Raw genomic sequence first — 25056 nt, 5'->3', positions numbered from 1 at the left:
AAATTTGTTATTATACTTACTAACTTAATTATATTCTGTGTATAAAAGTCAAATTTTCAAAAACAAATCTTATAATTTACAGCTAAAAAGAATTATAATATATTATTTTAAATTTTATCCGCAGAACCTAATAAGTTAATTGAACTTCTTCTAAATGTTATTGACTAATTTAAGAAAATTGACCATAATTCTAAATGGTCGTGCAGTTGCGTGATGATATAGCAAAGCTATAGATCACGAGGAAAGTCCGGACTCTATAGAGGTATGGTGCCGGTTAACCTCCGGCAGAGTATTGTTACTTTAGGGAAAGTACCACAGAAAATATACCGCCGAATATGAATACGAAGTTCATCGAGTATTTTCGGTAAGGGTGAAAAGGTACGGTAAGAGCGTACCGGTAAGTTGGTAACAAATTACGCATGGTAAACCCCACCAAGAGCAAGATCAAATAGGCGTTACAGAACTTGTCAAGTTCCCGGGTTATCTCTAACCGGCTTGTAATGCGGGTAGATCGCTTGAGGTAAACGGTAACGTTTATCCTAGATAAATAACTGCAATGAATTTATATTCATACAGAATCCGGCTTATAGACCTTATTATCATCCCGTGGACCTTATGTCATTCCTGCGAAAGCAGGAGTCTAGTAAAATCTATAAAAAACTTGTTTTTTGTAGATTTATTTTATCAAATATGTACTTAATATTAGACTATTTATTCTGGATTCCTGCGAAAGCAGGAATGACATACGAAGCGTTCATACAACATAGGGCAAGACCACGGGATGACACCGAACTTACTATGACATAAATTTAATGAAAAAGTTATATCATTATCCTATTTGTCCTCTTTCAAGACAAGCCCGTGTCTTCTTAAAAGAATTAGATATAGAATTTACTACGATTAAAGAAGACTATTGGCAATTCAATAAAGAATTCTTAAAAATAAACCCGTCCGGAACTTTACCTGTTTTAGCAGAACAATACAGCTTATTTATAGTAGGTATTTATCCTTTTGTCGAATATCTTAATAGCAAATATCCGAATTTTAATTTTTTAGATGAAGATATTGATATTTGTTGCGAAATTAGACGATTATTCTTTTGGTTTAACGATAAGTTTTATCGTGAAGTTACTAAGATTATTATCGATGAAAAAGTTATAAGATCAATTGCTAAAATGAGCAGCCCACGAACCGAGTTTTTACGTGCTGCAAAAAATAATTTAAATTATCATTTAGAATATATAACTTCTTTATTAGAAAAAAGAAGCTATATCGTATCAGATTCACTAACTATTGCCGATATTGCAGCAAGCTGTCACTTATCGGTACTTGATTATTTCGGTGAGATTGATTGGGATAAATGGACGCTTATCAAACATTGGTATTCACTAATTAAATCAAGACCGGCTTTTAGGTTATTATTACAAGATAGAATCCCGGGCTTTACCCCTCCGAGCTATTATACAGATTTAGATTTTTGAATATATAATTTAATAATTTGATTCTTTCCGTATCATGAGCTTTTAGTATTTTACGAATATTATTAAGAGATTGATTTTTCATAAGTGCATGATCATATTCAAGATGAACTCCACTCAAAATAGCTGTCCCATCGCCGTAAGTACATTTTATTATTGCAGGTTTATTATCTTCATAACTTGCTATTATTTCAGTATCTTTGGTATTTTCTGCATCAACAAAATATCTACCGCCATTATAAAAAGCATACCAATCCTTAATATTTAAATTAAGTGTTGGATTTATTTTTAGATAAGCGGCTCTTGCTCCTTGTATGTGAGTTGTAATAATAAGGAACAAGCAGTGGTCCTCTAACTGTTCCATTGAAAATCTTTAATTCTCTTTCACCTATAACCTCTATATTTGTTCCTTTAGCAAATTCTAAATAATTGCCACTATAATAACTACCGGCACATATTCCAAGAAAATTACCGCCATTTTTTAAATAATTTTTTATATTAGCATTTCCTTTGCCTTACAATTTTTGTACATAGTATAAATCTCTTCCACCGAGTAAAATAAGTAATAAGGTGTTTTGAACCCACTTTTTGTCTATAATTTCTTGTGCAGAAATATAATCTATGTTATACTTTGGAGCATAAAGTTTTAAGGTATGCACGCAATGCTTAATACTTTCTTTTGAAACTCCTAAATCATTATAAATTTTCATTTTTATATTATTGACAAGAACATTATATAATTTTTAGTGTAATGACTTAAAAAGAAATTATGAGGTAATTTTATGCAACTTAATTCAATCTCACTACCGTTAACCAAAAGGCAAACAATAGAAATAGTTTTAGGAGTGGCATTACTTAACTATTTGTTCACAAATAGTAATACCTATGAAGCCTATATTTATTTCATTACAAACCGTTGCAGTGATGTTCATCGGACTTACATATAATAAGACTACCGCACCTTTAACTATACTATCTTACATAACTCTTGGAGTAATGGGAATCCCTGTGTTTGAAGAGTTTCCGAGCGGGTTACGAATATTATTCGGTCCTACCGCACAGGATATCTAGCAGGTTTTCTACTTGCCGTATATGTTCTAGTTTAAAAGATAAAATTTTTATTTCTAATAAATGGTTAAATCAGATATCTTTATATTTGATCGGTAATATAATTATTATGAGTTTTGGCTGGATGTGGCTTTCTAAATTCTTAGGACCAAGCGGTGCATTTTACGGTGGTGTATTACCTTTTATAATACCGGGAATAATTAAATCAGTATTATTAATTAGACTTATCAATGCAGTAAAACCAAAATTTAAAGAAAAATGCTAATGCCGCATTTTCCGGTACCAACCTGGAACAATAACATTAAATATGATCTTGAAAATATAGCAAGACTTTTAAAAGCCTTAGGTGATCCTCATTTAAGGCTTCCTCCTATTATACATATAGCAGGTACAAACGGTAAAGGTTCAAGTGCCGCTATGCTCAAAAGCATCTTTACGCTTGCCGGTTATAAGGTACATTGCTATACATCTCCTCATTTATTAGAATTTAATGAACGAATTGTAGTAGCAGGCGAGAAAATCTCGGATAATGAATTATGGCAGGTTTGTGAGCAGGTGAGGGTAGCAAGTGAAAAATTTAATATTGAACCTAGTTTTTTTGAAGGTACTACGGCAGCAGCGTTTCTAGCATTTGCGGATACTAAAGCCAATATATTAATTTTAGAGACAGGACTTGGTGGACGTTTAGATGCAACAAATATAGTAGAACAACCGTTAATTACTTTAATTACACCTATTTCATATGATCATATGCATATGCTGGGTAATACATTACCCTTAATAGCAATTGAGAAAGCCGGTATTATGAAGTCTTGCGTTCCTTGTGTTATAAGTATGCAAGTATCTGAAGTTTATGAAGTGTTACTTAAAAAAGCTGAAGAGCTGGAAGTACCGAGTTTCTGTTATGAATATGATTTCAGTATTAAAAAGATGGATAATGGATTTATTTATTTATCAAATAATTTTAGTTATGAGTGTCCGACTCCTTCACTGCTTGGTGATCATCAATTAATAAATGCTGCAAGCGTTATTGCTTTAATAAGTTTGATAAATAAACAATTTAATATCAGCAACGAAATTATCTCTAAAGGACTGCAAAATACTGTTTGGTCTGCAAGAATCGAAAAAATAGAACCGAAAAAATATTCTAAATTAATAGGTGATAATGTTCAAATTTGGGTAGACGCAGCTCATAATAATAGCGGAGCTCAAGTTTTGGCAAGTTGGATTCGTGATAATTTAAAATCACCGATATATTTAATACTCGGTATGACTAAAAATAGGAATATCGAGGAATTTTGCTCTTACTTTAAGGGTTTGACAATTAAGGGTTATGGTGTTAAAGTTTTATCCGAACCGCTAAGTCATAATGCAGAAACAGTAAATTCAGAAGGTGGAAAGAGCGGCATTGATTTTAGCGAAAGCGGCTCACTCGAAGAAGCGATTAGTAATATAAAGAAGATAAACGGCGATAATAAAGCAAATATTATAATAACCGGATCGCTTTATTTAGCTTCCGATTTTTATAAATTGTTATCCAATTGTCACCCCATGGCTTGACCACTGGGTCTTGTGATGCAGCCCGTATACGAGATACCGCGATCAAGTCGCGGTATGACAATAATTTAACCAACATAGGAGAAAATAAATATGACCTATTGCGACAAATCTAATCAAACCTCACATCCTTTTATCTTATCTGATTTACCTTATGAGAAAGAGAGTTTTAAACCACATTTTACTCCCGAGACTTTTGATTATCATCATGGTAAACATCATAATGCTTATGTACAAAATCTAAATAATTTACTCAAAGATAAAGAAGAATTACAAAAAAAAGATTTAGAAGAAATAATAGAATGGTCATCTCAAAACTCAAATGCAGCTATTTTTAATAACGCAGCCCAAATATGGAATCATACCTTTTTTTGGCATTCAATAAAGCCGCAGGGCGGAGGTAAGCCAAGCGGTAAAATATTAGAACAAATTAATAAAGATTTCAGTAGTTTTGAAGGATTTTGTGAGCAGTTTAAGCAAGAGGCAGTAGGGCAGTTCGGTAGCGGCTGGGTGTGGCTTATATATCACGATAATAGGTTACAAATTATAAAAACCGCTAATGCCAACACACCTATAGCAAACGGTATGAAGCCGCTTCTCGCATGTGATGTTTGGGAACATGCTTATTATATTGATTATCGTAACAAACGACCTGATTATGTTGACATATTTATTAAGCATATGATTAACTGGAAGTTTGTAGAAGATAACTTAATTAAGTAAAATTATGAATTTAGAGGATATTAAAAAGGCTCAAGAAACTCCTATCGAATATATAGCTTTTAGTGGAGGGGGAGCTAAGGGAGCAATATATTCCGGAGCTTATGAGGCAGCTAAAAAAGCCGGTATTTTGGATAATGTCAAGGCGGTAGCCGGTTCTTCCGCCGGTGCTATAATTGCAGCAGTGGTAGCTCTTGGGACACCGCCTGAGCGATTTGAAGAAATTTCTAAAAATACAAATTTACAAACATTGCTTGGAAAAAAAGGATTTTCTGCGGGTATAATACAGTTAAATAAAGACGGTAAACCTTTATATGATCTATTAGAACTTGTTATTAAAGAAAATATAGGGAATTTTTTACAGAGATCAGATATAGTAAATGTTAAAGGTGATAAAGCTCTTGATGAATTAAGAGAAAGATACAACCAAAAAGACGGTAAAATATATTTTAAAGATGTAGCGTTACTGCAAAAATACGATCCCGTGCAATATAAGGATTTAGTAATTACGGCAACTCAGCAAGAGACAAGCAAACTAACTATTTTCAATAGCTTTGATACGCCAAATGTTGAAATTGCTTTAGCTTGCCGTGCTTCTGCTTCTATACCGCTTGTTTTTGAGCCGGTAGAAATCGACGGTAAAAAATATGTCGACGGCGGATATAGAGATAATATACCGACAAAATATTTTAAAGGCAATGAACCGGAATTTGATATAAAAGAAGTAACTAATAATATGGAGGAGATTACCTTAGCTAAAAAGCAAGGTAGAACTCTAGCTATGGCTTTTGGTACGGGTATGGAAGCTGATGCAAATATTGCTATATATAGTGCAAAAAAATTTGAAAGCCCAAGTGATATCGTAAAGTTTTTAGCTGATGTACTATTTAAGACACTTGCAAAAGTAGGAGGAAAATTTAAATATACTGAAACTCTAAGAGAAACTAATGAGCAGTTACGTGAAAATGCTTTAAACACTGTGGTTTTAGATACTGCCGGAATAGATACTTTAGATTTCAAAGATGCACAAAAATATTCTGATTATTTGCATATTAAAGGATATTGTCAAACTAGAGAACATTTGAATAATCATGACCTTAGCAAAGAAGCAGATAAAACATTTGACCATCAAAAATTTCTACTAAATGTTTATGAAGTTTATGATAATAAAAATCTACATAAAACATTTGGAACTAAATTATTAGAAATGTTTATTCCATCAAAAGAAAATAATACTTCTAAATGGCAAGAAGGAGTTATTGAAAATCATGATGATAAAGCAAAAATGTTATTATCATTTTGTAAAACCGGAGCATTAAACGAAAAAGAATTAAATGAAAAGCTTAAAGAATATGTAATTATTGCTGCAACTAGTCGTAATAATACACTAAAAGCCGATACAAACTCATTGAAAGCTTTGCTGCATACCTTAAACGATCCTGCTGCTTCAAATAAAGTAAAAGATAGTTTCATTAAGGTACTTGGAATAGACAAAAATAAAGATGTAAGATTTGATAAAACTAAAACCTTTGATGAAAATATTGCTAAGTTTAAATTTACTAAACAAGATTTCGAAAGCTTTATAACTAAAAGTAAAAGCGAAACACCAAAAATTCAAAGCAAACATAACGTAGCTACAAATCATGTAAGTAGGGGGTGAGTTAGGTGGTGTTATATGGGATCAAAATCGTCATTGCAAACAGAACGGAAGTGAGTGCGGCAATCTCAAGAATTTTATACTGCTTTATGAGATTGCCGCGTCAAGGCTTCGCCTTTCCTCGCAATGACGGCTACTAAAAAAATGAACATCGGTAAATTTAAACTAATTGTTTTTGATAAAATAGATAGTACAAGCTCTGAGGCTATGAGAATTGCTAAGAGTAATAAAATTGATTCAAACTATGCAGTACTTGCTAAATCTCAAACCAAGGGACGAGGAAGAAGCAGTAAAAACTGGCAATCTAGATCAGGTAACTTATATGTAAGTTTAGTAGTAAAGCCTGATAAAGAGCTAGAATTATTACCGCAATTATCTTTTGTTGCAGCACTTGCCGTTTATGAGAGTATAGAATTGTTGACTATGTCATACCGTGGCTTGACCATGGGATCTAGTAAATCAACAACTAATGATGCTGTAAGTTGTTTTCTGGATCCTGTGGTCAAGCCACGGTATGACAGTGTGAAACTCAAATGGCCCAATGATGTTTTGGTGAACGGTCGAAAAATTGCCGGTATACTGCTTGAATCCGTTAAAGTAGAAAATAATTATTACCTTATTCTCGGTATAGGGATTAATATTACCTATCACCCTGATAATATAGATCAGCCTACTACTAGCTTAATAAGCGAAAATCTACCGACTATAGAACCGCAAGCTTTACTTAAGATATTAATAGAAAATTTTGAAAAATATTATCAAATTTGGCATGCTCAAGGTTTTTCTTTTATTAGAAAAAAATGGTTAGAACATGCTTATAAGTTACATGAGAATATTAGCGTTAAACATCAAAATGAACTCATAACCGGTTTTTTTAAAAAAATCGATAATACCGGAAGAATAATATTGCAACTACCTTCCAAAAAAATAATCTCTTTTTCCACTGTCGAACTTTTCTTTTAGCAAAAATTTTACTAAATTTAAATTATAGATTTAATTTTTGTTCACTTCTACTTAAGCTTCAATTTAACAAGGTAATAGATATATGCCCCAAGAGAATAACAGCCCAAGTTATATGTCTCAAACATATCTTTCTTACGACAATATTTGTACTTTAACACAAGATTTCTTAAAAATTGAAAAAGCTTTTAAATGTGCCTTATTTATGTGAAGGATTAGGATTAGTAGAACTATATGACGAAGTAATAAAAAAAATACCTGATTATGAACTTCAAAATATAAATATAATACAATTTAGAGATATTATGGTCTTAGTCGGAAGAGAACTTAAGAATGAAAAATGTATAAAAACTTCCTTATTGTCAATAGATATTGATGAAAAATTTCTCAAACCAAGTGTTATTGCTCATATAAAAGCTATTGAAATATGTCAAAAGCAAAATAGTAAAAATCCTTTCGCAATTAATAAGAATAAAATTATTGACAATTTTAATTTCACTCTTGATAGCCTCTGTATATCTATAACAATAGACTATTCAGAGCTTATATCCTCAATAAACTATAGACGAAGATGAGGTTAAAATAATAACCTCAGAATATAGTTTGTGTAATATCTTATAGGGATATGGATTATGAAACAAACTACTATTACGACTCAAAAATTTATACAACTAACTCCTGAATATTTATATGAAAAAGGTAAAAAATCTTATCAAGAGGCTTTACTGGAAGAAGAGATTTCTAAGCAACAAGAAAAATATATAGATACCATGTTATATTTTCAAGGTGCTATGTTTTTAGGAAGCAATGATGCTTGTGTGCATATTTATCAGAATTTTATAAAAATGGAAATCACCTTGGAATTAATAATGAACAACTAAGTAATTTAATAAAAATTGTAATTAATATAGGAAAATTTTTACATCATAGCAAGTTAACAAATTCTATATGTTTAAAAGATTTTGGAATATCTGATTACTCTGAACTTAAGGAGCTAGCTATAATAGAAAATGGATATATGAATGCAGTACAGGGAGAATGGCATAAAATTCCCGTTCCTGAATATTTGATCCTGACTAACTTAAAAACAATTATAAAAGAGTTTAATGACACCTTACCATTTGAATACCAATTAGTTACTGACAAAAGCGTTTTTGAATGTAAAGAAGAAATAAACGAATTTACTGTATTGGGTAGCAATAAAGATAAGCATAAATCTATAATTCAAAAAACCCCAAGAAACGGAAGAAATAATAAAACCTACTAAAGCCCAATCTCAACCTATAACTCTAGAACCAATAGAAGAATATAGAGAGTATGTTAAGAATGATGATTACTGGCTAACCGGAGCAGAAAACTGCACCATATCTTAAAAAAATAAAGGGATAAAAATAATGATGATAAATGAAACTAGAAAAACAGAAAATACATTACTTACTTCTTTAGAAATATTATAAGAAGCATTAAAATACTATTCTGAGAATATTACAATGCCTCTTACCAACTCAGGAAAAAGTCCATCAGAAATAACAGAAAATAACCGAGATATTATAATTGGAGTATACCAAAAATTAAAAGAAGCTCTTTTTTGCGGTCAAGAAAATGCAGCGTGGCATTTAGCTCAGTTTTATTATAATGGCTGGTTAGTTAAAGAAAATTATACTGAAGGAGATTTTGTCTCGAAATAGGAAAAAAACTTCATTCTATTAAAGGTATTTTATCGCCTAATCATGATAAAATTGAGAAAATTAAAATGGGTAATAAAATTACTGCTGAGGGATTGCTTGATTTTATAAACTCGCTTAAGGAAGAATATTTAGCAAATGCAACTTTGCTAATGAACCGTATTACCTTATCGGAAGTACAAAAACTTAAAGATAATCAAGGGCGTTTTATTTGGCAATAATCTCTTTCGGATTCTTTTAAGCAAACTATATTCGGAGTACCGGTAGGTTTATAGCTCCGATATGCCTACTATGGATAAAAAAGGAAATGCTATAGCAATAGGTGATTTTAAAACAGGCTATAAAATAGTAGATAGAAGCGGTATTAATATAATGCGTGATCCTTATACCGAAAAGCCTTTTGTTAAATTTTATGCCGTAAAAAGAGCAGGGAGCGATGTGATGAACCAAGAAGCTATTAAGATTGGGGTGTTTGGTTAGAGACTGTGTCATCCTGCGACTTGATCGCGGGATCCAGTCTTTTTTAATTTTTCTAGATGCCGTGGTCAAGCCACGGCATAACACCGAGGGCTTCATTATGTTCAAAAAAAACAATTTTCAAATCATAAAAATATTTCCACAAGAAGTATGGAGTTTAGAGCAGGTAAAAAATTATATACGGGTGGAGGCAATTTATGATGATGATTTAATAGTCGGATTAATTGATGCTGCAATCACAGTAGCAGAGAATTTTACTAAGCTAAATTTTATATCAAAACAAATTAAATTTATTTGTAATATTTCAGGAAAAGGGAAGTTTTCATTAAAATATAACCCATTACTAAAAATAAAGAAAAAATTTAAAGACCAAGAAAATGATTTAGCGGCAGATGATTATGTGATTGAGCAGAATATTTTAACTCTACATAAAGCATTAAGTAATGAAGAGCTGACGGTAAAATATATAAGCGGTTATGATAAAAACAATATTCCGCATGCTATAAAACACGGAATAATGCTACATATAGCCGAGATGTATGATCGTCAAACTATGAATTGTATCGGTCTTTTAAAAGAGGTAAAAAATTTATCCCTATCTTATAGAAATATACAAATTTAGGAAATATGGCATTTATTATTATTCAATGTCATACCGTGGCTTGACCACGGTATCCATAAAACAACTAAAAATACTAACAACGTTAGTATTTTTAACTGGATCCCGCGATCAAGTCGCAGGGATGATAACTGAAAAACCGATCCATGCAATAACGCCTACAAGCTCGCAGGATGATACCTTACTTAATTTAAAAGGTAATAAAATGACAAAAATAATCGTGAAAAATTTTCAGCATCAAATTAAATTTTTAGAAAATATAGCAGAGGAGGGAATGGAGGAGGATAGATGGGTAGAGAAATTGACGAGCTATGCCGAAATCAAACCATTATGTGATAGTAAATTTCTTGCTTTAGAAAATATAAGTTTCGGACATATAATAACGGAAGGATATTTTTTATTTAGAATAAGATTTATTAAAAATATCACTACTAAAATGCGTATTTTATTTAAAGAGCGAGAATTTGAAATTAAACGAAATTATTAATGTCGAAGAAAAAAGCAAATTTTTAAATATAATAGCGTTGGAAATATATGTATCATGATTTTATCTATAATTTTCAGCTAAGTTTGTATAAATTACTTATAAACGATAATGAAATAAAAACTAAAATTAATAAAATATATTTTTCCGTTGTTCAGGATGCAAAATATCCATTCTGACTTGTTAATATATTAAATGTTAATAATATATCGACTAATGTACAAAATATAATGCAGCTGGAATTTGAAATATGCATCTTTACTAATGATAAAAATCGTAATATTGCTAGTAAAATAAGCGATAAAATAGAGCATCACTCATTTGAAAACGTTGCAGGGATAAAAGCAAATAAAATAGAGTTTCAAACTAGTAAAGATTTAGTGAATACAAAACTGGTAATGAATTATCAGACATTATTAAAGCAAAAAATAGGAGTATAAAATGCATTTAATTAAAGGATTAGACATAAGTAGTTTATTAAAATCTCACAATAAATTTGAAGAATTTCGTAAACATTAGATACCGAATAAAAGGCAGGTAGTATTCAAGCTTTTGAATTTTGTTATGAAGTGGCTTGGAAGACAATGAAACGCTTTTGCGAGAAAGCAGGTAAAACACCTTATACTTTAAAGGAAATATTTCAAGAAGCCGCTATTAGCGGTTTAATCTCTGATCCAAAAAGGTGGTTTAGATTTATTGAGATTCGTAATATTACCGTTCATACTTATAATGAAAAAAATGTAGAGTTAGTAATTAGTATTTTTGATGACTTTTCTAATGCCGTGGATGAACTTATAAAAAACTTGGAGAAACGCAGTGATGGAGCTTGATAAACAAGATTTATTAATATTACGTACTATATTAAGTAAATATCCTTATAAATTTTATGCCTATGGTTCAAGAGTTAAAGGTAATTATAAAAAATTTTCCGATCTTGATTTTTATATTATGGATGATATTAATTATGAAGTTTTGCTTGAGATTAGGGAAATGCTAGAAGAATCTGATATATCAATACATGTAGATATAAAAAGATGGTTTATAGATATGGACGAACATTTTCGTTCTTTAATTAAAAATGATTTTATTCTTTTTGAATAACAACGCAGGTATTCTATGAATTTTCACGATATACGCATGCCGGAATTTATTGAAAGTTTTGCGGTTGGGAAGCCAGAATTTTCTACTTCTCACGCTATAATTAAATCAGGTAGAGAAGCAAGATATTTAGATCGCAACTATGGCTGTCAGAAATATTTAATCAAAAATGCAAGGTTAAGCAGTACGGAATTTGAGCAATTTAATAGCTTTTTTAAAGCAAGACGTGGCAGTAATTTTGCTTTTAGGTTTAGGGATTATGCAGATTATAAAGGAATTAACGAAGTTATCGCTAAAGGGGACGGTAATTTAAATAAATTTCAGCTAAGGAAATAGCGATCCTATTGCTCCTTACGAACGAGTTATCACTAAACCGGTTAATAATAGTGTAATTCTATATATTAATAATGTAAGAGCTATGGGCATTGTAGATTACAACGATGGTATAGTGACCTTACCAATTCCCTTAGGTCAAGATGCAATTTTAACTGCTGATTTTACTTTTGATGTAGCTGTTAGATTTAGTATAGATAGTTTTGAATATTCTTATTGTAATGATGGTTCTATAGAATTATCTGACATAGAGTTAGTAGAGGTAGTTATATGAAGTATTGCCCTTGAAGAAGTAATTACAAAGCTTGCAAATTTTGTTTATTGTTTTCAAATTAAGCTAGCTAGCGGTGAGGAATTAAACTTAACAAATAGCGATCATGCTATAAAAAGTGAAAAGAAAGTTTTTTTACCGAATTCCGGTTTAGATTTAAAAGAAGCGGAATTTAACGATTCCGCACAAAACCATATAATCATTGAAGATATTTTTGAGGAAAACGGCATTACGACGGCAATGGATTTAAATAATGCTATTGTTAAAATAATAATATATACTGACAAGGTTTTTGAGCATTTCGTTACATATTATTGCACTTTATATATAAAATACGATTTAAACTTTAAAATGCATTTAAAACCCGAAACGGTAAAATATAATCAGACTGTAATTAATCGATATAGCAAAACATGTAGAGCAGTTTTCGGAGAGTAGTAAATGTAAAATAGATAAAGCTTTATATAGCGGCATATATAAGGTTAAAGAAATGCTCAAGGAAAGTTTAAAAATACTAGATTTAGATAAAGAAAACGGCTATTATAACAGCGGTCAAATTATATTCGGCGAAAATCATTTTAACAGTAAAGTTCTAAGCAATTTCATGATTTGATTATATTAGAGGATATTATACCAGATTATGCTAAAGATGCCGAGGAAGTAAAAATTACTGCCAGATGTGATAAAAATTTTATAACCTGTTGTAATAAATTTAATAATGCTATAAATTTTAGGGGCGAACCGCTAATACCAAAAAAAGATTTTATAAATTTAGTATAATCAATGAAACAAAGTTTTATAAAACTAGTATATGCAGAGTTAAAGAATATAATAAATATGAAAAGCTCCAAACAACAGCAAAAAAAAGAAACGCAATTAATTGATTATTTTAAAATAGTTGAAAGTAATATATTATATACATTTCAAAAAATGAAAAAGGAATATGAAAGAGACTAAACGTTTTTTTAACAAAAATAATAGATTAAATAAAGGTTATGCTACGACTTTTAGCATAACCGAGCCTGATAATAATTTTTACCGTAAAAAATTTGAACATATATTATCGCCAATTGATTTAATCAGTGAGTATGAGAGTATTTATCCCGGTACTTTACAGGAATTAATACATATGGCACAAAAAGAACAAGCTCATAAGCATGCTATAGACCTAAAAAACTTGAAAATACAGGAAAGAGTCGCTAAATTAACACGAATCTGTTTATTAATATTTGGAATTTGCCTTGTAGTGTCAATTTTTTTTTAAAACTTTCTCAATAATAATTAAAGATAAAATATTTTATTTACTTGTAATTTTAAATAAAATAAGTTAAATGCAATATATATTTATTTATAAACATAATACGGAGAAATTTTATTTCTAAAAATAATTTTCCTAAGGCTAATAGAGAAATCAGAGCTAGAGAAGTTCGTCTAGTAGGCGAAAACGGTGAAATGCACGGCGTCGTAAATATTAGAGAAGCATTAGATATGGCGGAAAGAGCCGGTCTTGACTTAGTCGAGATATCACCAAATGCTGTACCCCCTGTCTGTAAAATTCTAGATTTTGGTAAGTTTAAGTACGAAAGCAAAAAGCGTTTGCATGAAGTACGCAAAAAGCAAAAAATCGTCGTACTTAAAGAGATGAAATTTAAACCTAATATTAGTATAGGTGATTTTGAAATTAAGCTAAGAAAAATAAAAGAATTTTTAAAAGACGGAGATAAAGTAAAAATTTCTTTATGGTTTAAGGGGCGAGAGATTCTTCATAAAGAGGTAGGTCAAGAACTATTTAAACGTATAGAAGTAGGACTCGAAGGACTCGTTAAAATTGATCAGTATGCTAAAATGGAAGGTAAGCAGATGATAATGATAGTTAGCCCTGATAATATTAAGGTGCAATAACGTCATTGCGAGCGTAGGCCTTGTTGCATGGCTCAAAAAACCTACTCGATGTCATTCCTGCTTTCGCAGGAATGACATTGATCCAAGCAACAATGCCCCGTTTTCACGGGGATGACATTTTTCGAGTAAACCTACCACAACTAAAACAATAATAAAAACTAAAAACAAATTATGCCGATTAAAATTTTAATGCCTGCTTTATCTCCAACTATGACGGAAGGAAATCTAGCTAGATGGTTAAAAAAAGAAGGGGACAAAGTTAATCCCGGGGAAGTAATTGCCGAAATTGAAACCGATAAAGCAACGATGGAAGTAGAAGCAGTAGACGAAGGTATACTTGCCAAAATAGTTATCCCACAAAATAGTCAAAATGTACCTGTTAACTCTTTAATTGCCGTGTTAAGTGAAGAGGGAGAAGAAAAAGCAGACATTGATGCGTTGATTGCAAAAAATAATAGTGTATCACCATCACCGAAAACAGATGCTAGTCTTCCGAAACCCCACGAAAATATAACTAATATAGAAGAACAGATAGCAGTTATAAAACATGATGCTAGTAAAATATTCGCTTCACCGCTTGCAAAAAGACTTGCAAAAATGGGAAATATTAGGCTTGAGAACGTGAAAGGTAGCGGTCCACACGGTAGAATAGTCAAACAAGATATCTTATCATATACTCCTAGCACTGTTCATAATAAAATAGTTAGTAGAAATCCTGAAGAATATCGTTTAGTACCAAATAATAACATCCGAAAGATTATAGCCAAGCGTCTGCTTAAATCTAAACAAACAGTTCCACATTTTTATTTATCTATAGAATATAATATCGATAAATTGTTAGATATAAGAGAAGACATTAATAAATCTTTTTCTGAAGATAAATCAACAAGAATATCGGTTAATGATTTTATTATTTTAGCAGTAGCCAAAGCTTTACAAGAAGTGCCAAGTGCTAATGCTAGCTGGGGAGAAGATGCGATTAGATATTATAATAATGTTGATATTTCAGTAGCGGTAGCAATTGAAAATGGGCTTATTACGCCGATAGTTAAAAATGCCAATCAAAAAAACATTATAGAGCTATCTCGTGAAATGAAAGAATTAATAAAGAAAGCAAAAGATAATAAATTAACCCCTGAAGAATTTCAGGGCGGAGGGTTTACCATTTCTAACCTTGGTATGTACGGTATTAAGAATTTCAATGCTATAATTAATCCACCGCAAAGTTGTATAATGGGCATCGGTAGCAGCTCAAAACGTGCTATAGTCAAGAATGATCAAATAACTATAGCAACAATTATGGACGTAACTCTTTCTGCCGATCACCGAGTAGTAGATGGAGCAGTCGGTGCTGAGTTTTTAGCAGCATTTAAGAAGTTTATAGAGAGTCCCGCTTTGATGTTGTTATGAACAATGTCATTGCGAGGAGGCATTATTGCGTAGACCGGTAAAATCCACTATGTCACCCCGTGGCTTGACCACGGGGTCCATAAAAACAATTTAAAATACTAATATTATTAGTATTTTAAGCTGGATCCCGTGATCAAGTCGCGCGGGATGAACAATAGAAAATCGATCCACAATAATGCCTCCTCGCAATGACGATAGTACTATTATTCTCACCCATAAATAAATCACAAATAACATGAGTTTTTCAGATAATTTAGCAAAAATTTTAGATAAATATGAAAATTTAGGCAAAAAACTATCTTCCGGCATTATGGGAGATGAGTTTGTTAAGGCATCTAAAGAATATGCCGAACTTGAAGATGTTATAGCAAAAATTAAAGAATATAATAAAGCTAAATCTGAGCTTGAAGAAGCAAATAATTTTAAGCTAGAAGTGGGACTTGATAATGCCACTTTAGAAATGATTGAAGACGAAATACACACTCTTGAAAATTCGTTACCAAAACTTGAAAGAGCCGTAAAAATTGCTTTATTACCGAAAGATGATGCGGATAGTAAAAGTGCTATTATTGAAGTTAGAGCAGGAAGCGGCGGAGAAGAAGCCGCACTTTTTGCTGCCGTACTTTTCAATATGTACCAGCGATATGCCGAGTTAAAAGGATGGCGTTTTGAGATATTAGCAATTTCTGATACGGGAATAGGCGGCTATAAAGAAGCATCGGCATCGATAAAAGGCAAAGATGTATTCTCTAAGCTTAAATTTGAGTCAGGCGTTCATAGAGTACAGAGAGTACCGGAAACGGAATCACAAGGACGTATTCATACTTCGGCAGCAACGGTTGCAGTACTTCCTGAGGCTGAAGAGGTTGATATTAAAATTGAAGATAAAGACTTAAGAATCGATACTTATAGAGCTTCAGGGGCTGGTGGGCAGCATGTTAATACTACCGATTCTGCCGTACGTATAACCCATATCCCTACCGGTATTACCGTAGCCTTGCAAGATGAGAAGTCACAGCATAAAAATAAAGCAAAGGCGTTAAAAATTCTACGTGCTAGAATTTATGAAGAAGAACGACGTAAAAAAGAACAAGAAAGAGCCGATAGCAGAAGAGGGCAGGTAGGTTCGGGAGATCGTTCGGAGCGGATACGTACTTATAATTTCCCACAGGGAAGAGTATCCGACCATAGAATAAACTTAACACTTTATAAGATAGACGAAGTGGTTAAAAACGGACAATTAGATGAGTTTGTTGAAGCTTTAATTGCAGATGATGAGGCTAAGAAACTTTCAGAAATATAAAGCTAAAGTATGAATACAAAAAAAATCAAGAAAGTATAACAATATATACATATAATGAGCAAGGTAAAGCTACTATAACCCTCGGAAAAGTAAAAATAATACAAGCATTTTGTTCTAATAATAGTTTAAATAGCGATGAATTAATGCTGCTAGATGAAACAGCAAAAAAAAAGTAACCAACACCTCATAATCATTTACATAAAAGTAAAAGTGAAAATTTAGAAGCAATTGAATTAGCAAGTATAGCCGATACGGAATTATTAAGAATACAATGACAATGATATTAGTAGTCAAACAAAAATTCTAGCTTTAGAAGAGGAAAGTGATTGCGGTACGTTTGATTGTATGGGTAAAAATGATGATTTCTGTTGTGTAATTATTTAAAAACACACCATAAAAACATCTCAACAATTTAAATAATAATGAAACCACAAGCATCTATAAACGGTAAAATATGGCAACAGAAGCCGATTAACGAAGATATAGTTATGGAATTATGTCGGAGTTTTAAAATGAGTGATTTACTTGCTAGAATAGTATCATTAAGAGTAAATAATTTAGAAGAGATAGAAGATTTTTTAATACCGAAAATCAAAAATTTATTACCTGATCCTCTTCATCTACTTGATATGGAAAAGGCTGTAGATAGAACCGTTAAAGCTATTTTAAATAACCAAAAAATATGTATCTTTGCCGATTATGATGTGGACGGTGCTACTTCAGCCGCTTTACTTAAAAATATCTTTAGAGATTTAAATATAATATGTGATATTTATGTTCCCGATCGTATAGCTGAAGGATACGGTCCAACTCCTTTTGCTATGCAAAAAATTAAAGATAACTCTACTCAATTATTAATTACGGTTGATTGCGGTGCTATGGCACATGAAGCCCTAAAATATGCAAAGGACGCCCAGCTTGATGTTATAGTCATCGATCATCATATAACTACGGAAATATTACCGGATGCAGTAGCTATAGTAAATCCAAATCGTATTGATGAAAAAAGCGAATATAAACATTTGGCAGCCGTAGGAGTTGCTTTCTTATTTGCAACTGCCATATTATCGAATTTAAAGAAGCAAAATTATTTCACGCAAACACTGCTTCAGCCTAACCTAATGAAGTATCTAGATTTAGTGGCTCTTGGTACTGTTTGCGATATGATGAAATTAACAGGCTTAAATCGTGCATTTGTCGCAAGCGGATTGAAAGTAATGCAACAAAGGCAAAATATAGGGATTAAAACATTATATGATATAGCAGGGCTTAATGAAATACCGACATGTTATCATTTAGGTTTTATTTTAGGTCCGCGTATCAATGCGGGCGGTAGAGTAGGAAAGTCAAGTTTAGGGGCTAATCTCCTATCTACTAGTTGTTCTAATGAAGCAAACAAATTAGCTGAAGAACTTGAAAAACATAATAATGAGCGTAAAGTAATTGAGTTATTAATGATAGAAGAAGCGATGGAAATTGCTTTGACACAACAAGATAGTAGTTTATTATTTATCGTAAAAGAAGGATGGCATCCAGGCGTTATAGGAATCGTTGCCGGCAGATTAAAAGAAAAATTTGATAAGCCAGTAGCGATTGTGGCTTTAAATGACGGGATTGGTAAAGCTTCATGCCGTTCTATTTTAGGTATTGATTTCGGTGCTGAAATTATCAATGCTAAAAGCAAAGATTTGCTGATAGCAGGCGGAGGTCATGCTATGGCAGCAGGTTTTACCGTAACTGCTGAAAAATTACAAGAATTACAAGAATTTTTAAATAACGCCTTTAGAATTAGTATAAATAAGCTAGAAAATCATAAGCAAGTAGAATATGATCTTGACTTGAGCCTCAATAGTATTAATTTACCCTTAATGGAAGAATTAAGTACTCTAGAACCTTTTGGACAAGGTAACCATGAGCCTATATTTAAGTTTGATGATTTATTTGTATTAAAAGCGGATATCGTTGGAAGTAAGCATATTAAATGTATGCTTGCTCCAAATAAGCGAGGTTTTGGTAGTAAAGCTTTATCTGCTATTGCTTTTAATTCGGTAGGAACTTCACTTGAAGAAGTGTTATTAAGCCCTAAAGCAAAGAATATTGCCGTAATAGGAACATTAAAAACCAATAATTGGCAAGATAATTATACTATTCAATTAATTATAAAAGATATACTTCTAAAAGAGTAGATAGACAAAGTTTAATTTGGAAAAGAACAAGAAGTTCACAAGACGAGGAGCGGAGCGTATACTTAATACGTGAGCACCGCAGTACTTGTAGAACGACGTAGCCAATTTTTCAAATTAAACGAGTATATATAATAATAACTTAAAAATAATATTTATGAGCGATTTAAAGAAAACAAAAAATACTACAATTTCTAAAGATTTAGCAGAAGTACAAGAGCATTATCAAGATTATCCTTATCCGTTTAGAGACCCTAATCAAGACAAAGAACGTTTACTTGCAATTTGCGGTGAGTTCTTAGGAGAATTAAACCATTTTCTATATAAAGGAAAATTTTAATAACGGGTTTAGATGTTTAATAGCCGGCGGGCGGCACCGGTGATTCGACTATTTATCTTGCCGAGCAGTTAAAAGATAAAAATGCCGAAATAATATATCTAGATTTCAGCAAGCCTAGCATGGAAGTAGCACAAAAGCGTGCAGAAGTATGAGGTCTTAAAAATATTAAATGGATTAATGATTCAATATTAAATATACCTAATCTAAAACTTGGAAAATTCGATTATATAAATTGTACCGGCGTGCTTCATCATTTAGCAAATCCTGATTAAATTTTAAAAAATCTAAAAGATTTTTTAAAGCCGACCGGCGGTATAGGTTTAATGGTATATGCTAAATACGGGCGTACCGGTGTTTATCAAATTCAGGATTTAATGAAAGATAACCTGCCTGCTACTAACTGATATAAAAGAGGTTGGGAGTTATTTTCAGATTACCAAAATTTTGGTGACGTTGGAGTTTATGATATGTTCCTGCACAAACAGGATAGAGCATATTCCGTTCCTGAGTTATATGAATTCGTAGAAAAAGCAGACTTAAATTTTGTTGATTATCTTGATCCTTTAGAGAAAATTTTATTAAGACCGGAAAATATAATTTTAGTATTTTAAATTGTCTTTATGGATACCGTGGACAAGCCACGGTATGACAATCAGAACATTTTTTGATCCACGCAACAACACCAGCAAATACTCGCAATGACGATTTGGGTTGACAATGTGCTATTACGTTGTTAGTATGCTTTTACATGCATAGACAGCTCTTATAAGCTAACAAGATAAATAATTCTTCAAACCGCAAGAATAAATAAAATTTTCTAAAAATCTAATTTAATTCCTAATTTAAATAAGTATATTACTTACCTTTAAACTTAATTGCTAACTCAACTTTTCAATTATAATCTATTAATAATAAAATAATGAACATAACTAATAAAGAATCCACAGAAGAACTTAACAATATCGAATCCAATAACAATCATAATAATTTTGCAGAGAACGGTAATATTATTAATTTAAAACAATTAAAACGTAAATTACCGGAGGAATTACAAGCTCAAGCAGAAGAATTAAAAATTGAAAATATTAATTCATTACTTAAACAAGAATTAGTTTTTGCAATTTTGAAAAAATCCGTAGAGCAGGGAGGTTTAATAGTGGGAGAGGGGATACTTGAAGTATTACCTGACGGATTTGGTTTTTTACGTTCGCCGGAAGTAAACTATTTAGCAGGTCCTGATGATATTTACATTTCTCCAAGTCAGATTCGTCGTTTTGGTCTGCGTACTGGTGATACGGTAGAAGGTCAGATCAGAGCTCCAAAAGCCGGAGAACGTTATTTTGCTTTACTGAAAGTCAATAGAGTAAATTTTGAAGACTCTTCTAAAGCTTATCATCGTGTTCATTTTGATAATTTAACTCCCTTATATCCTGATAAAAAATTAGGATTAGAACTTGAAAATAATAGTAAAGATAGTAAGGATTTTAGTACACGGGTTATTGAACTTGTTGCCCCTATGGGTAAAGGGCAACGTGCATTAATAGTAGCACCGCCTCGTACGGGTAAAACCGTATTATTACAAAACATAGCACATGCAATTACAACCAATAATCCGGAAGTATTTTTAATAGTACTGTTAATAGATGAAAGACCCGAAGAAGTAACCGATATGCAACGCTCGGTACGCGGTGAGGTTGTTAGCTCTACTTTCGATGAACCGGCAAGTAGGCACGTGCAGCTTGCGGAAATGGTTATTGAAAAAGCAAAGCGTTTAGTAGAACATAAAAAAGACGTGGTAATTTTAGTAGATGCGATAACACGTTTAGCTCGTGCTTATAATACCGTAGTGCCGTCATCAGGGAAAGTATTAACGGGCGGTGTTGATGCTAATGCACTACAAAGACCGAAAAGATTTTTCGGAGCAGCAAGAAATATCGAAAATGGCGGCTCGCTTACTATAATCGGTACAGCTTTAATTGAAACCGGTTCTCGTATGGATGAAGTAATTTTTGAAGAGTTTAAAGGTACAGGTAATTCCGAGATAGTTCTAGATCGTAAGATTGCCGATAAGCGTATTTATCCGGCAATTGATATAACTAGATCAGGAACTAGAAAAGAAGATTTACTAGTAGATAAAATAATATTAAATAAAATGTGGGTTCTTCGTCGTATCATCGATCCGATGGGTAGCAGTGAAGCAATAGAATTTTTACTCAAAAAACTTGAAAATACTAAAACTAACGGTGAGTTTTTTGAGATGATGAAGAGTCCTGAACGTCCTAAGAACGGTCTATAGTCAATTCAGACCTAAAGAAGACAAATAAAATGAAGTAGTAGAACTTGACTATGAAAACAATCGATAATACTAATAATGAGATTTGTTCTATAATCTATATTATGGAAAAAAGAAAAGAAGATGGTGCATTCGATTGGATTTGAACCAACGGCCTTTGCCTTCGGAGGGCAACGCTCTATCCAGCTGAGCTACGAATGCAAATATTGCCATTTGCAAATATTGCCAGACGAAAAAAAATGCCAATTAATAAGAACGGTCTAAAATAAATCTAATAATCAAAAACAAATAATCTTTATAAATATTCTGAACCGGAATTTTATTTAATAACTTATTTGTTTCATTTTCTAAGTTATTCAAATAATTAATTGTTTCATTGTAAATTTCATGCTTTACCATTAAGTCATGTATTTGCATAAACTCTTCATTAGTACGCTTATCACATTTAATTATATTTTCAAGCCAAAGCTGTTTATCTTGCTCTAGCTTATTATATAAAAAAATCAGCGGTAACGTAACTTTTCCTTCCAAGAAATCGTCACCGATATTTTTACCTACCTGTTTGTCATTACCTAGATAATCAAGTAAATCATCTATAACCTGAAATATCGTACCGAGTAATCTTCCAAAGTCCTGCATATCTTTAGAAACATGGTCTACCTGCTCTGCTATAATAGCTCCAACTTCACAAGAAGCTCCAAATAGTTCGGCGGTTTTAGATTTAACTATTTGCTGATATTCGTCTATAGTTATAATACGTCGCTCATTTAGCTTAACTAGCTGTACTACCTCTCCTTCGGAAATAATCGCCGAAGCTTTAGCTAGAACATTCATAGTTTTAATAGAGCCGGAAGCTACCATTAACTTAAAAGACTGACTAAAGAGGAAATCACCGACTAAAATACTTGTTTTACTTCCCCAAATAACGTTAGCCGTAGGTTTGAATCTTCTTAAAGTGCTGTCGTCTACCACATCATCATGAAGCAATGTGGCGGTGTGAATGAATTCAACGGCACTTGCGAGCTTTATATGATTATCGCCTTTATAATCAAACATTTTAGCGGTTATTATAGTTAAAAGCGGACGAATTCTTTTACCTCCTGCTTCTAGTAAATATTTACCTACTGTTTCTATTAATTCTTCATCACTTTTTAAACAGCTAATGATTAAATCGTTTAACTTAGTTACTTCATCTTTTAAATCTTGCTGTATTTTTACTATAATATTCATTGTATTTTTTAAATTTTTTCCGTCATTGCAGTAAAAAATTACAGAATTTTTTTTGTTATTTTTTCTGGATTGCCACGCTCCTTTCAGTCACTCGCAATGACGATTAACGAGGTTCATCGAGTACACATTGTTCTAATATTTTTTGATTAACATTAGGAATTAACTCCATAATTTTTTCTTTTACGTTTTCTCCCGGTTTCACTTTTTTTACTGCTGCTTGATATAAAGACAAATAATATAAAGGTATAAGTTTATTTATATCATCTATATTACCTATTTTAGCTTTGTTTAAATCGGATAAATCAAATACATACTCAATACTAGCGTCAATTAAATTAGATGAATTCGGGTGATCGGAAATGGTTTTTAAAAATGATTTTAGAGCATCTCCATATACTTCTTTGCTCTCTTTGGATAAGTTTTTTAAATCCCCTACCCCATACATATATGGACTTAAAACATCTATTATTCTAGAGTAATCATTAATTATTACTGTACCTTTACTATAAGAATCTTTAAGAGCATTTACTATAGTTTCATTTGTTATATTAAATCCCGATGCGTTTGAATATAGACTTAAAGCATTTATCTGTGCTCTAGTTAATTTATTTAATTCAGTAACTAAATTAATATTTAAATTAAAATTATATTGCCTATCTTCAAAAATGCTAAAATTATATTGTTTATTATTATTCAAAATGTAGCTTAGTTCATTATTAAAATCTTTATATAGCTTATTATCGGAAAGTTTAAACAGATAGGTTTGCTTATCGTAATATTTCTTTATAAATTCTAATGAACCTATTATAAAACCTGGTTTTAGCTTAAATTGCGAATCTACCAAAAGATCAATATTATTATTGCTGAAATCGTTTAACTTACCTTTATATAATAAATTAATATTATTTTCAAAGTTATTACTATTTATTTTTGCATTAGTAACTTCAATTGTTAAATCTTTAGCAATATCTTTAAAATGCAAACTACTAGTACTAATCAAGAAATTACCGGAAAATTTGAAATTATTATTCCAAGCGGGTCTATATAATAATAAGCCGGCAGGTATTATTCTATCTTCAAGGTTACTTTGTACTATTTCAGTTTCATAATAAATTTCTAATTTTTGCGGTATATTATCAAGGAAATCCTGTTTACTTGTATAATACTTACTTTTATCAAATAACATAGTAAGTATAGTATGATCTTCTTCATATAATTTTTGATTATCGACTAAGTCAAAAATTTCTGTTTTACCGGAAGTAAATTTAATATTTTCTATTAAATTTATAACTTCAAATAAATCTTTTTTTGATCGTACTATTTCAAATAATTTAAAATTTAACGGTATTTTTACTGATAATATGCAGTTCTCATTATAAAATCTTACTCCAAATCCTCTTTGAACCGGCTTAAATTTTCCAAATGCTTCTCCAGAAAAATTTATAAATAACTTCTGCTTAAGTAAATCATAACCAATATTTATCGGTGTGGTAAATTCAATTGCTCTATTAATACTCTCTTCTTGCCAATTAATTACTGAAATACCTAATTTAAAAGGAAAACCATAGGGCTGAACTTTGGAAAATTTAATAAGATATTGCTGATTAGGATTATTATCAGCCTCTTCTATATTAAGGTTGGTACCGGCATATTTTTGGTTTATAGAGTGTGATAAAGAGAACATAATAGTAAACCACAGCCCACTATATGCGAGTATAATAAAGATAGTTATAAATAATATTATTTTAAGAATTTTTTTCATCTTTAAATCAAATTAAAGAAATATTTAATTTCATTCCTAGAGCAATAGCGGCACGATCAAGAGTATCAAGGGTGACATTAGGATTGTTAGGATTTAGAAGTCTATTTACGGCTGATCTACTTGTTTCCATTTTTTCGGCCATTTCTGATTTTGTTATGTGTTTTTGTTCCATAATCTGCTTTATTTGTTCAGCAATCAGAGTTTATTGTACGGATCGAAAAAAGCA

The 25056-nt window shown here is 31.5% G+C and carries 29 protein-coding genes, 1 tRNA gene, 1 other RNA gene and 4 pseudogenes; 30 read left to right on the top strand and 5 right to left on the bottom strand.

Annotated elements, in window-relative coordinates; translation table 11 throughout:
* The first annotated feature begins 190 nt into the window (after window positions 1-190).
* Window positions 191-603, top strand: an RNA gene (gene rnpB / locus RAS_RS02920) — RNase P RNA component class A.
* A 209-nt stretch (window positions 604-812) separates the two neighbouring features.
* Window positions 813-1481, top strand: a complete 669-nt coding sequence (locus RAS_RS02915; RefSeq protein WP_147142165.1) for a glutathione S-transferase family protein — start codon at window positions 813-815, stop codon at window positions 1479-1481.
* On the opposite strand, the pseudogene RAS_RS09530 reads toward RAS_RS02915, so the two are convergent.
* A pseudogene (locus RAS_RS09530) lies at window positions 1444-2194 on the bottom strand (BPL-N domain-containing protein). The gene RAS_RS02915 and the pseudogene RAS_RS09530 overlap by 38 nt on opposite strands.
* 66 nt (window positions 2195-2260) lie before the next feature.
* Between RAS_RS09530 and RAS_RS02895 the strand changes: the two are divergent.
* The 28 genes and pseudogenes from RAS_RS02895 to rho all read left to right on the top strand — a co-directional run bounded on the left by RAS_RS02895 (window position 2261) and on the right by rho (window position 21841).
* Window positions 2261-2811, top strand: a pseudogene (locus tag RAS_RS02895) (biotin transporter BioY).
* Entirely contained in the window at window positions 2805-4106 is a 1302-nt protein-coding gene (locus tag RAS_RS02890; RefSeq protein ID WP_147142157.1) for a folylpolyglutamate synthase/dihydrofolate synthase family protein, read from the top strand. The pseudogene RAS_RS02895 and the gene RAS_RS02890 overlap by 7 nt, the downstream one beginning before the upstream one ends.
* Window positions 4107-4196: 90 nt before the next feature.
* The gene (locus tag RAS_RS02885; protein WP_147142154.1) at window positions 4197-4826 is read left to right on the top strand and encodes a superoxide dismutase; all 630 of its coding nucleotides are present in this window, start codon (window positions 4197-4199) and stop codon (window positions 4824-4826) included.
* A gap of 4 nt (window positions 4827-4830) precedes the next feature.
* Entirely contained in the window at window positions 4831-6483 is a 1653-nt protein-coding gene (locus RAS_RS02880) for a patatin-like phospholipase family protein (RefSeq protein WP_147142151.1), read from the top strand.
* A 141-nt stretch (window positions 6484-6624) separates the two neighbouring features.
* Window positions 6625-7443 carry a biotin--[acetyl-CoA-carboxylase] ligase gene (locus RAS_RS02875; RefSeq protein ID WP_147143975.1) on the top strand — a complete coding sequence of 273 codons (819 nt, stop codon included), beginning with the start codon at window positions 6625-6627 and terminating at the stop codon, window positions 7441-7443.
* A gap of 191 nt (window positions 7444-7634) precedes the next feature.
* Window positions 7635-8015 carry a hypothetical protein gene (locus tag RAS_RS02870; protein WP_010422969.1) on the top strand — a complete coding sequence of 127 codons (381 nt, stop codon included), beginning with the start codon at window positions 7635-7637 and terminating at the stop codon, window positions 8013-8015.
* Window positions 8016-8072: 57 nt separating this feature from the next.
* Window positions 8073-8321: a hypothetical protein gene (locus RAS_RS09525; protein ID WP_172616087.1), complete on the top strand. Its 249-nt coding sequence runs from the start codon at window positions 8073-8075 to the stop codon at window positions 8319-8321.
* A complete protein-coding gene (locus RAS_RS09520) occupies window positions 8255-8707 on the top strand; it encodes a hypothetical protein (RefSeq protein WP_232049312.1) in 453 nt (150 codons plus the stop codon). Before RAS_RS09525 ends, RAS_RS09520 begins: the two co-directional genes overlap by 67 nt.
* A gap of 223 nt (window positions 8708-8930) precedes the next feature.
* Window positions 8931-9128, top strand: coding sequence for a hypothetical protein (locus RAS_RS02860; protein ID WP_147142148.1), 198 nt, complete (start codon window positions 8931-8933; stop codon window positions 9126-9128).
* Window positions 9129-9193: 65 nt separating this feature from the next.
* The gene (locus RAS_RS10460) at window positions 9194-9346 is read left to right on the top strand and encodes a phage major capsid protein (protein WP_269473013.1); all 153 of its coding nucleotides are present in this window, start codon (window positions 9194-9196) and stop codon (window positions 9344-9346) included.
* A gap of 70 nt (window positions 9347-9416) precedes the next feature.
* Window positions 9417-9605 carry a phage major capsid protein gene (locus RAS_RS10455; RefSeq protein ID WP_269473012.1) on the top strand — a complete coding sequence of 63 codons (189 nt, stop codon included), beginning with the start codon at window positions 9417-9419 and terminating at the stop codon, window positions 9603-9605.
* 97 nt (window positions 9606-9702) lie between these two features.
* Complete coding sequence (locus tag RAS_RS08545; RefSeq protein ID WP_172616116.1) at window positions 9703-10224, top strand: head-tail connector protein; 522 nt, start codon at window positions 9703-9705, stop codon at window positions 10222-10224.
* 40 nt (window positions 10225-10264) lie between these two features.
* A complete protein-coding gene (locus RAS_RS09515; RefSeq protein ID WP_232049311.1) occupies window positions 10265-10708 on the top strand; it encodes a phage head completion protein in 444 nt (147 codons plus the stop codon).
* A 227-nt stretch (window positions 10709-10935) separates the two neighbouring features.
* Window positions 10936-11145: a hypothetical protein gene (locus RAS_RS09510; RefSeq protein ID WP_232049310.1), complete on the top strand. Its 210-nt coding sequence runs from the start codon at window positions 10936-10938 to the stop codon at window positions 11143-11145.
* 144 nt (window positions 11146-11289) lie between these two features.
* Complete coding sequence (locus tag RAS_RS09505) at window positions 11290-11535, top strand: nucleotidyltransferase substrate binding protein (RefSeq protein WP_232049309.1); 246 nt, start codon at window positions 11290-11292, stop codon at window positions 11533-11535.
* Window positions 11525-11806 carry a nucleotidyltransferase domain-containing protein gene (locus RAS_RS02825; RefSeq protein WP_232049355.1) on the top strand — a complete coding sequence of 94 codons (282 nt, stop codon included), beginning with the start codon at window positions 11525-11527 and terminating at the stop codon, window positions 11804-11806. The genes RAS_RS09505 and RAS_RS02825 overlap by 11 nt, the downstream gene beginning before the upstream one ends.
* Window positions 11807-11821: 15 nt before the next feature.
* Window positions 11822-12410, top strand: a pseudogene (locus RAS_RS10695) (phage distal tail protein, Rcc01695 family).
* A 3-nt stretch (window positions 12411-12413) separates the two neighbouring features.
* A complete protein-coding gene (locus tag RAS_RS02815; protein WP_172616176.1) occupies window positions 12414-12845 on the top strand; it encodes a baseplate hub domain-containing protein in 432 nt (143 codons plus the stop codon).
* A gap of 52 nt (window positions 12846-12897) precedes the next feature.
* Window positions 12898-13020 (top strand): hypothetical protein, encoded by a 123-nt coding sequence (locus tag RAS_RS10440; protein ID WP_269473010.1) that lies wholly within the window; start codon window positions 12898-12900, stop codon window positions 13018-13020.
* A complete protein-coding gene (locus tag RAS_RS02810; protein ID WP_010422956.1) occupies window positions 13017-13187 on the top strand; it encodes a phage BR0599 family protein in 171 nt (56 codons plus the stop codon). The genes RAS_RS10440 and RAS_RS02810 overlap by 4 nt, the downstream gene beginning before the upstream one ends.
* Window positions 13188-13190: 3 nt before the next feature.
* Window positions 13191-13364, top strand: coding sequence for a hypothetical protein (locus RAS_RS08540; protein ID WP_010422953.1), 174 nt, complete (start codon window positions 13191-13193; stop codon window positions 13362-13364).
* On the top strand, window positions 13351-13671 hold the full coding sequence (locus RAS_RS02805) for a DUF2335 domain-containing protein (protein WP_147142142.1): 321 nt from the start codon (window positions 13351-13353) through the stop codon (window positions 13669-13671). The genes RAS_RS08540 and RAS_RS02805 overlap by 14 nt, the downstream gene beginning before the upstream one ends.
* A gap of 74 nt (window positions 13672-13745) precedes the next feature.
* Window positions 13746-14309, top strand: coding sequence for a translation initiation factor IF-3 (gene infC / locus RAS_RS02800; RefSeq protein WP_147142140.1), 564 nt, complete (start codon window positions 13746-13748; stop codon window positions 14307-14309).
* 171 nt (window positions 14310-14480) lie between these two features.
* Window positions 14481-15719, top strand: coding sequence for a pyruvate dehydrogenase complex dihydrolipoamide acetyltransferase (locus RAS_RS02795; RefSeq protein WP_147142137.1), 1239 nt, complete (start codon window positions 14481-14483; stop codon window positions 15717-15719).
* Between the two features lie 235 nt (window positions 15720-15954).
* Entirely contained in the window at window positions 15955-17022 is a 1068-nt protein-coding gene (gene prfA / locus RAS_RS02785) for a peptide chain release factor 1 (protein ID WP_147142134.1), read from the top strand.
* A 422-nt stretch (window positions 17023-17444) separates the two neighbouring features.
* On the top strand, window positions 17445-19208 hold the full coding sequence (recJ, locus tag RAS_RS02775) for a single-stranded-DNA-specific exonuclease RecJ (RefSeq protein ID WP_147142132.1): 1764 nt from the start codon (window positions 17445-17447) through the stop codon (window positions 19206-19208).
* 154 nt (window positions 19209-19362) lie between these two features.
* Window positions 19363-20153 (top strand): annotated as a pseudogene (locus RAS_RS02770) (class I SAM-dependent methyltransferase); the annotation flags it as partial.
* Between the two features lie 311 nt (window positions 20154-20464).
* On the top strand, window positions 20465-21841 hold the full coding sequence (rho, locus tag RAS_RS02765) for a transcription termination factor Rho (RefSeq protein WP_147142129.1): 1377 nt from the start codon (window positions 20465-20467) through the stop codon (window positions 21839-21841).
* 121 nt (window positions 21842-21962) lie between these two features.
* Here the strand turns inward: rho and RAS_RS02760 are convergent.
* The 4 genes from RAS_RS02760 to RAS_RS02745 form a co-directional block, all read right to left on the bottom strand.
* Window positions 21963-22039 (bottom strand) — tRNA-Arg (locus RAS_RS02760).
* Window positions 22040-22084: 45 nt separating this feature from the next.
* A complete protein-coding gene (locus tag RAS_RS02755) occupies window positions 22085-23068 on the bottom strand; it encodes a polyprenyl synthetase family protein (RefSeq protein ID WP_147142126.1) in 984 nt (327 codons plus the stop codon).
* Between the two features lie 103 nt (window positions 23069-23171).
* Window positions 23172-24830 (bottom strand): hypothetical protein, encoded by a 1659-nt coding sequence (locus RAS_RS02750; protein WP_147142124.1) that lies wholly within the window; start codon window positions 24828-24830, stop codon window positions 23172-23174.
* A 7-nt stretch (window positions 24831-24837) separates the two neighbouring features.
* Window positions 24838-25014 carry a helix-turn-helix domain-containing protein gene (locus RAS_RS02745; RefSeq protein WP_408634812.1) on the bottom strand — a complete coding sequence of 59 codons (177 nt, stop codon included), beginning with the start codon at window positions 25012-25014 and terminating at the stop codon, window positions 24838-24840.
* Window positions 25015-25056: the final 42 nt, after the last annotated feature.

Source organism: Rickettsia asiatica (genome assembly GCF_007989425.1).
In the GTDB taxonomy this organism is placed as follows: Bacteria; Pseudomonadota; Alphaproteobacteria; order Rickettsiales; family Rickettsiaceae; genus Rickettsia; species Rickettsia helvetica.
Note: the sequence above shows the minus strand (reverse complement) of the source record. Positions and strands in the feature narration are given on the sequence as shown.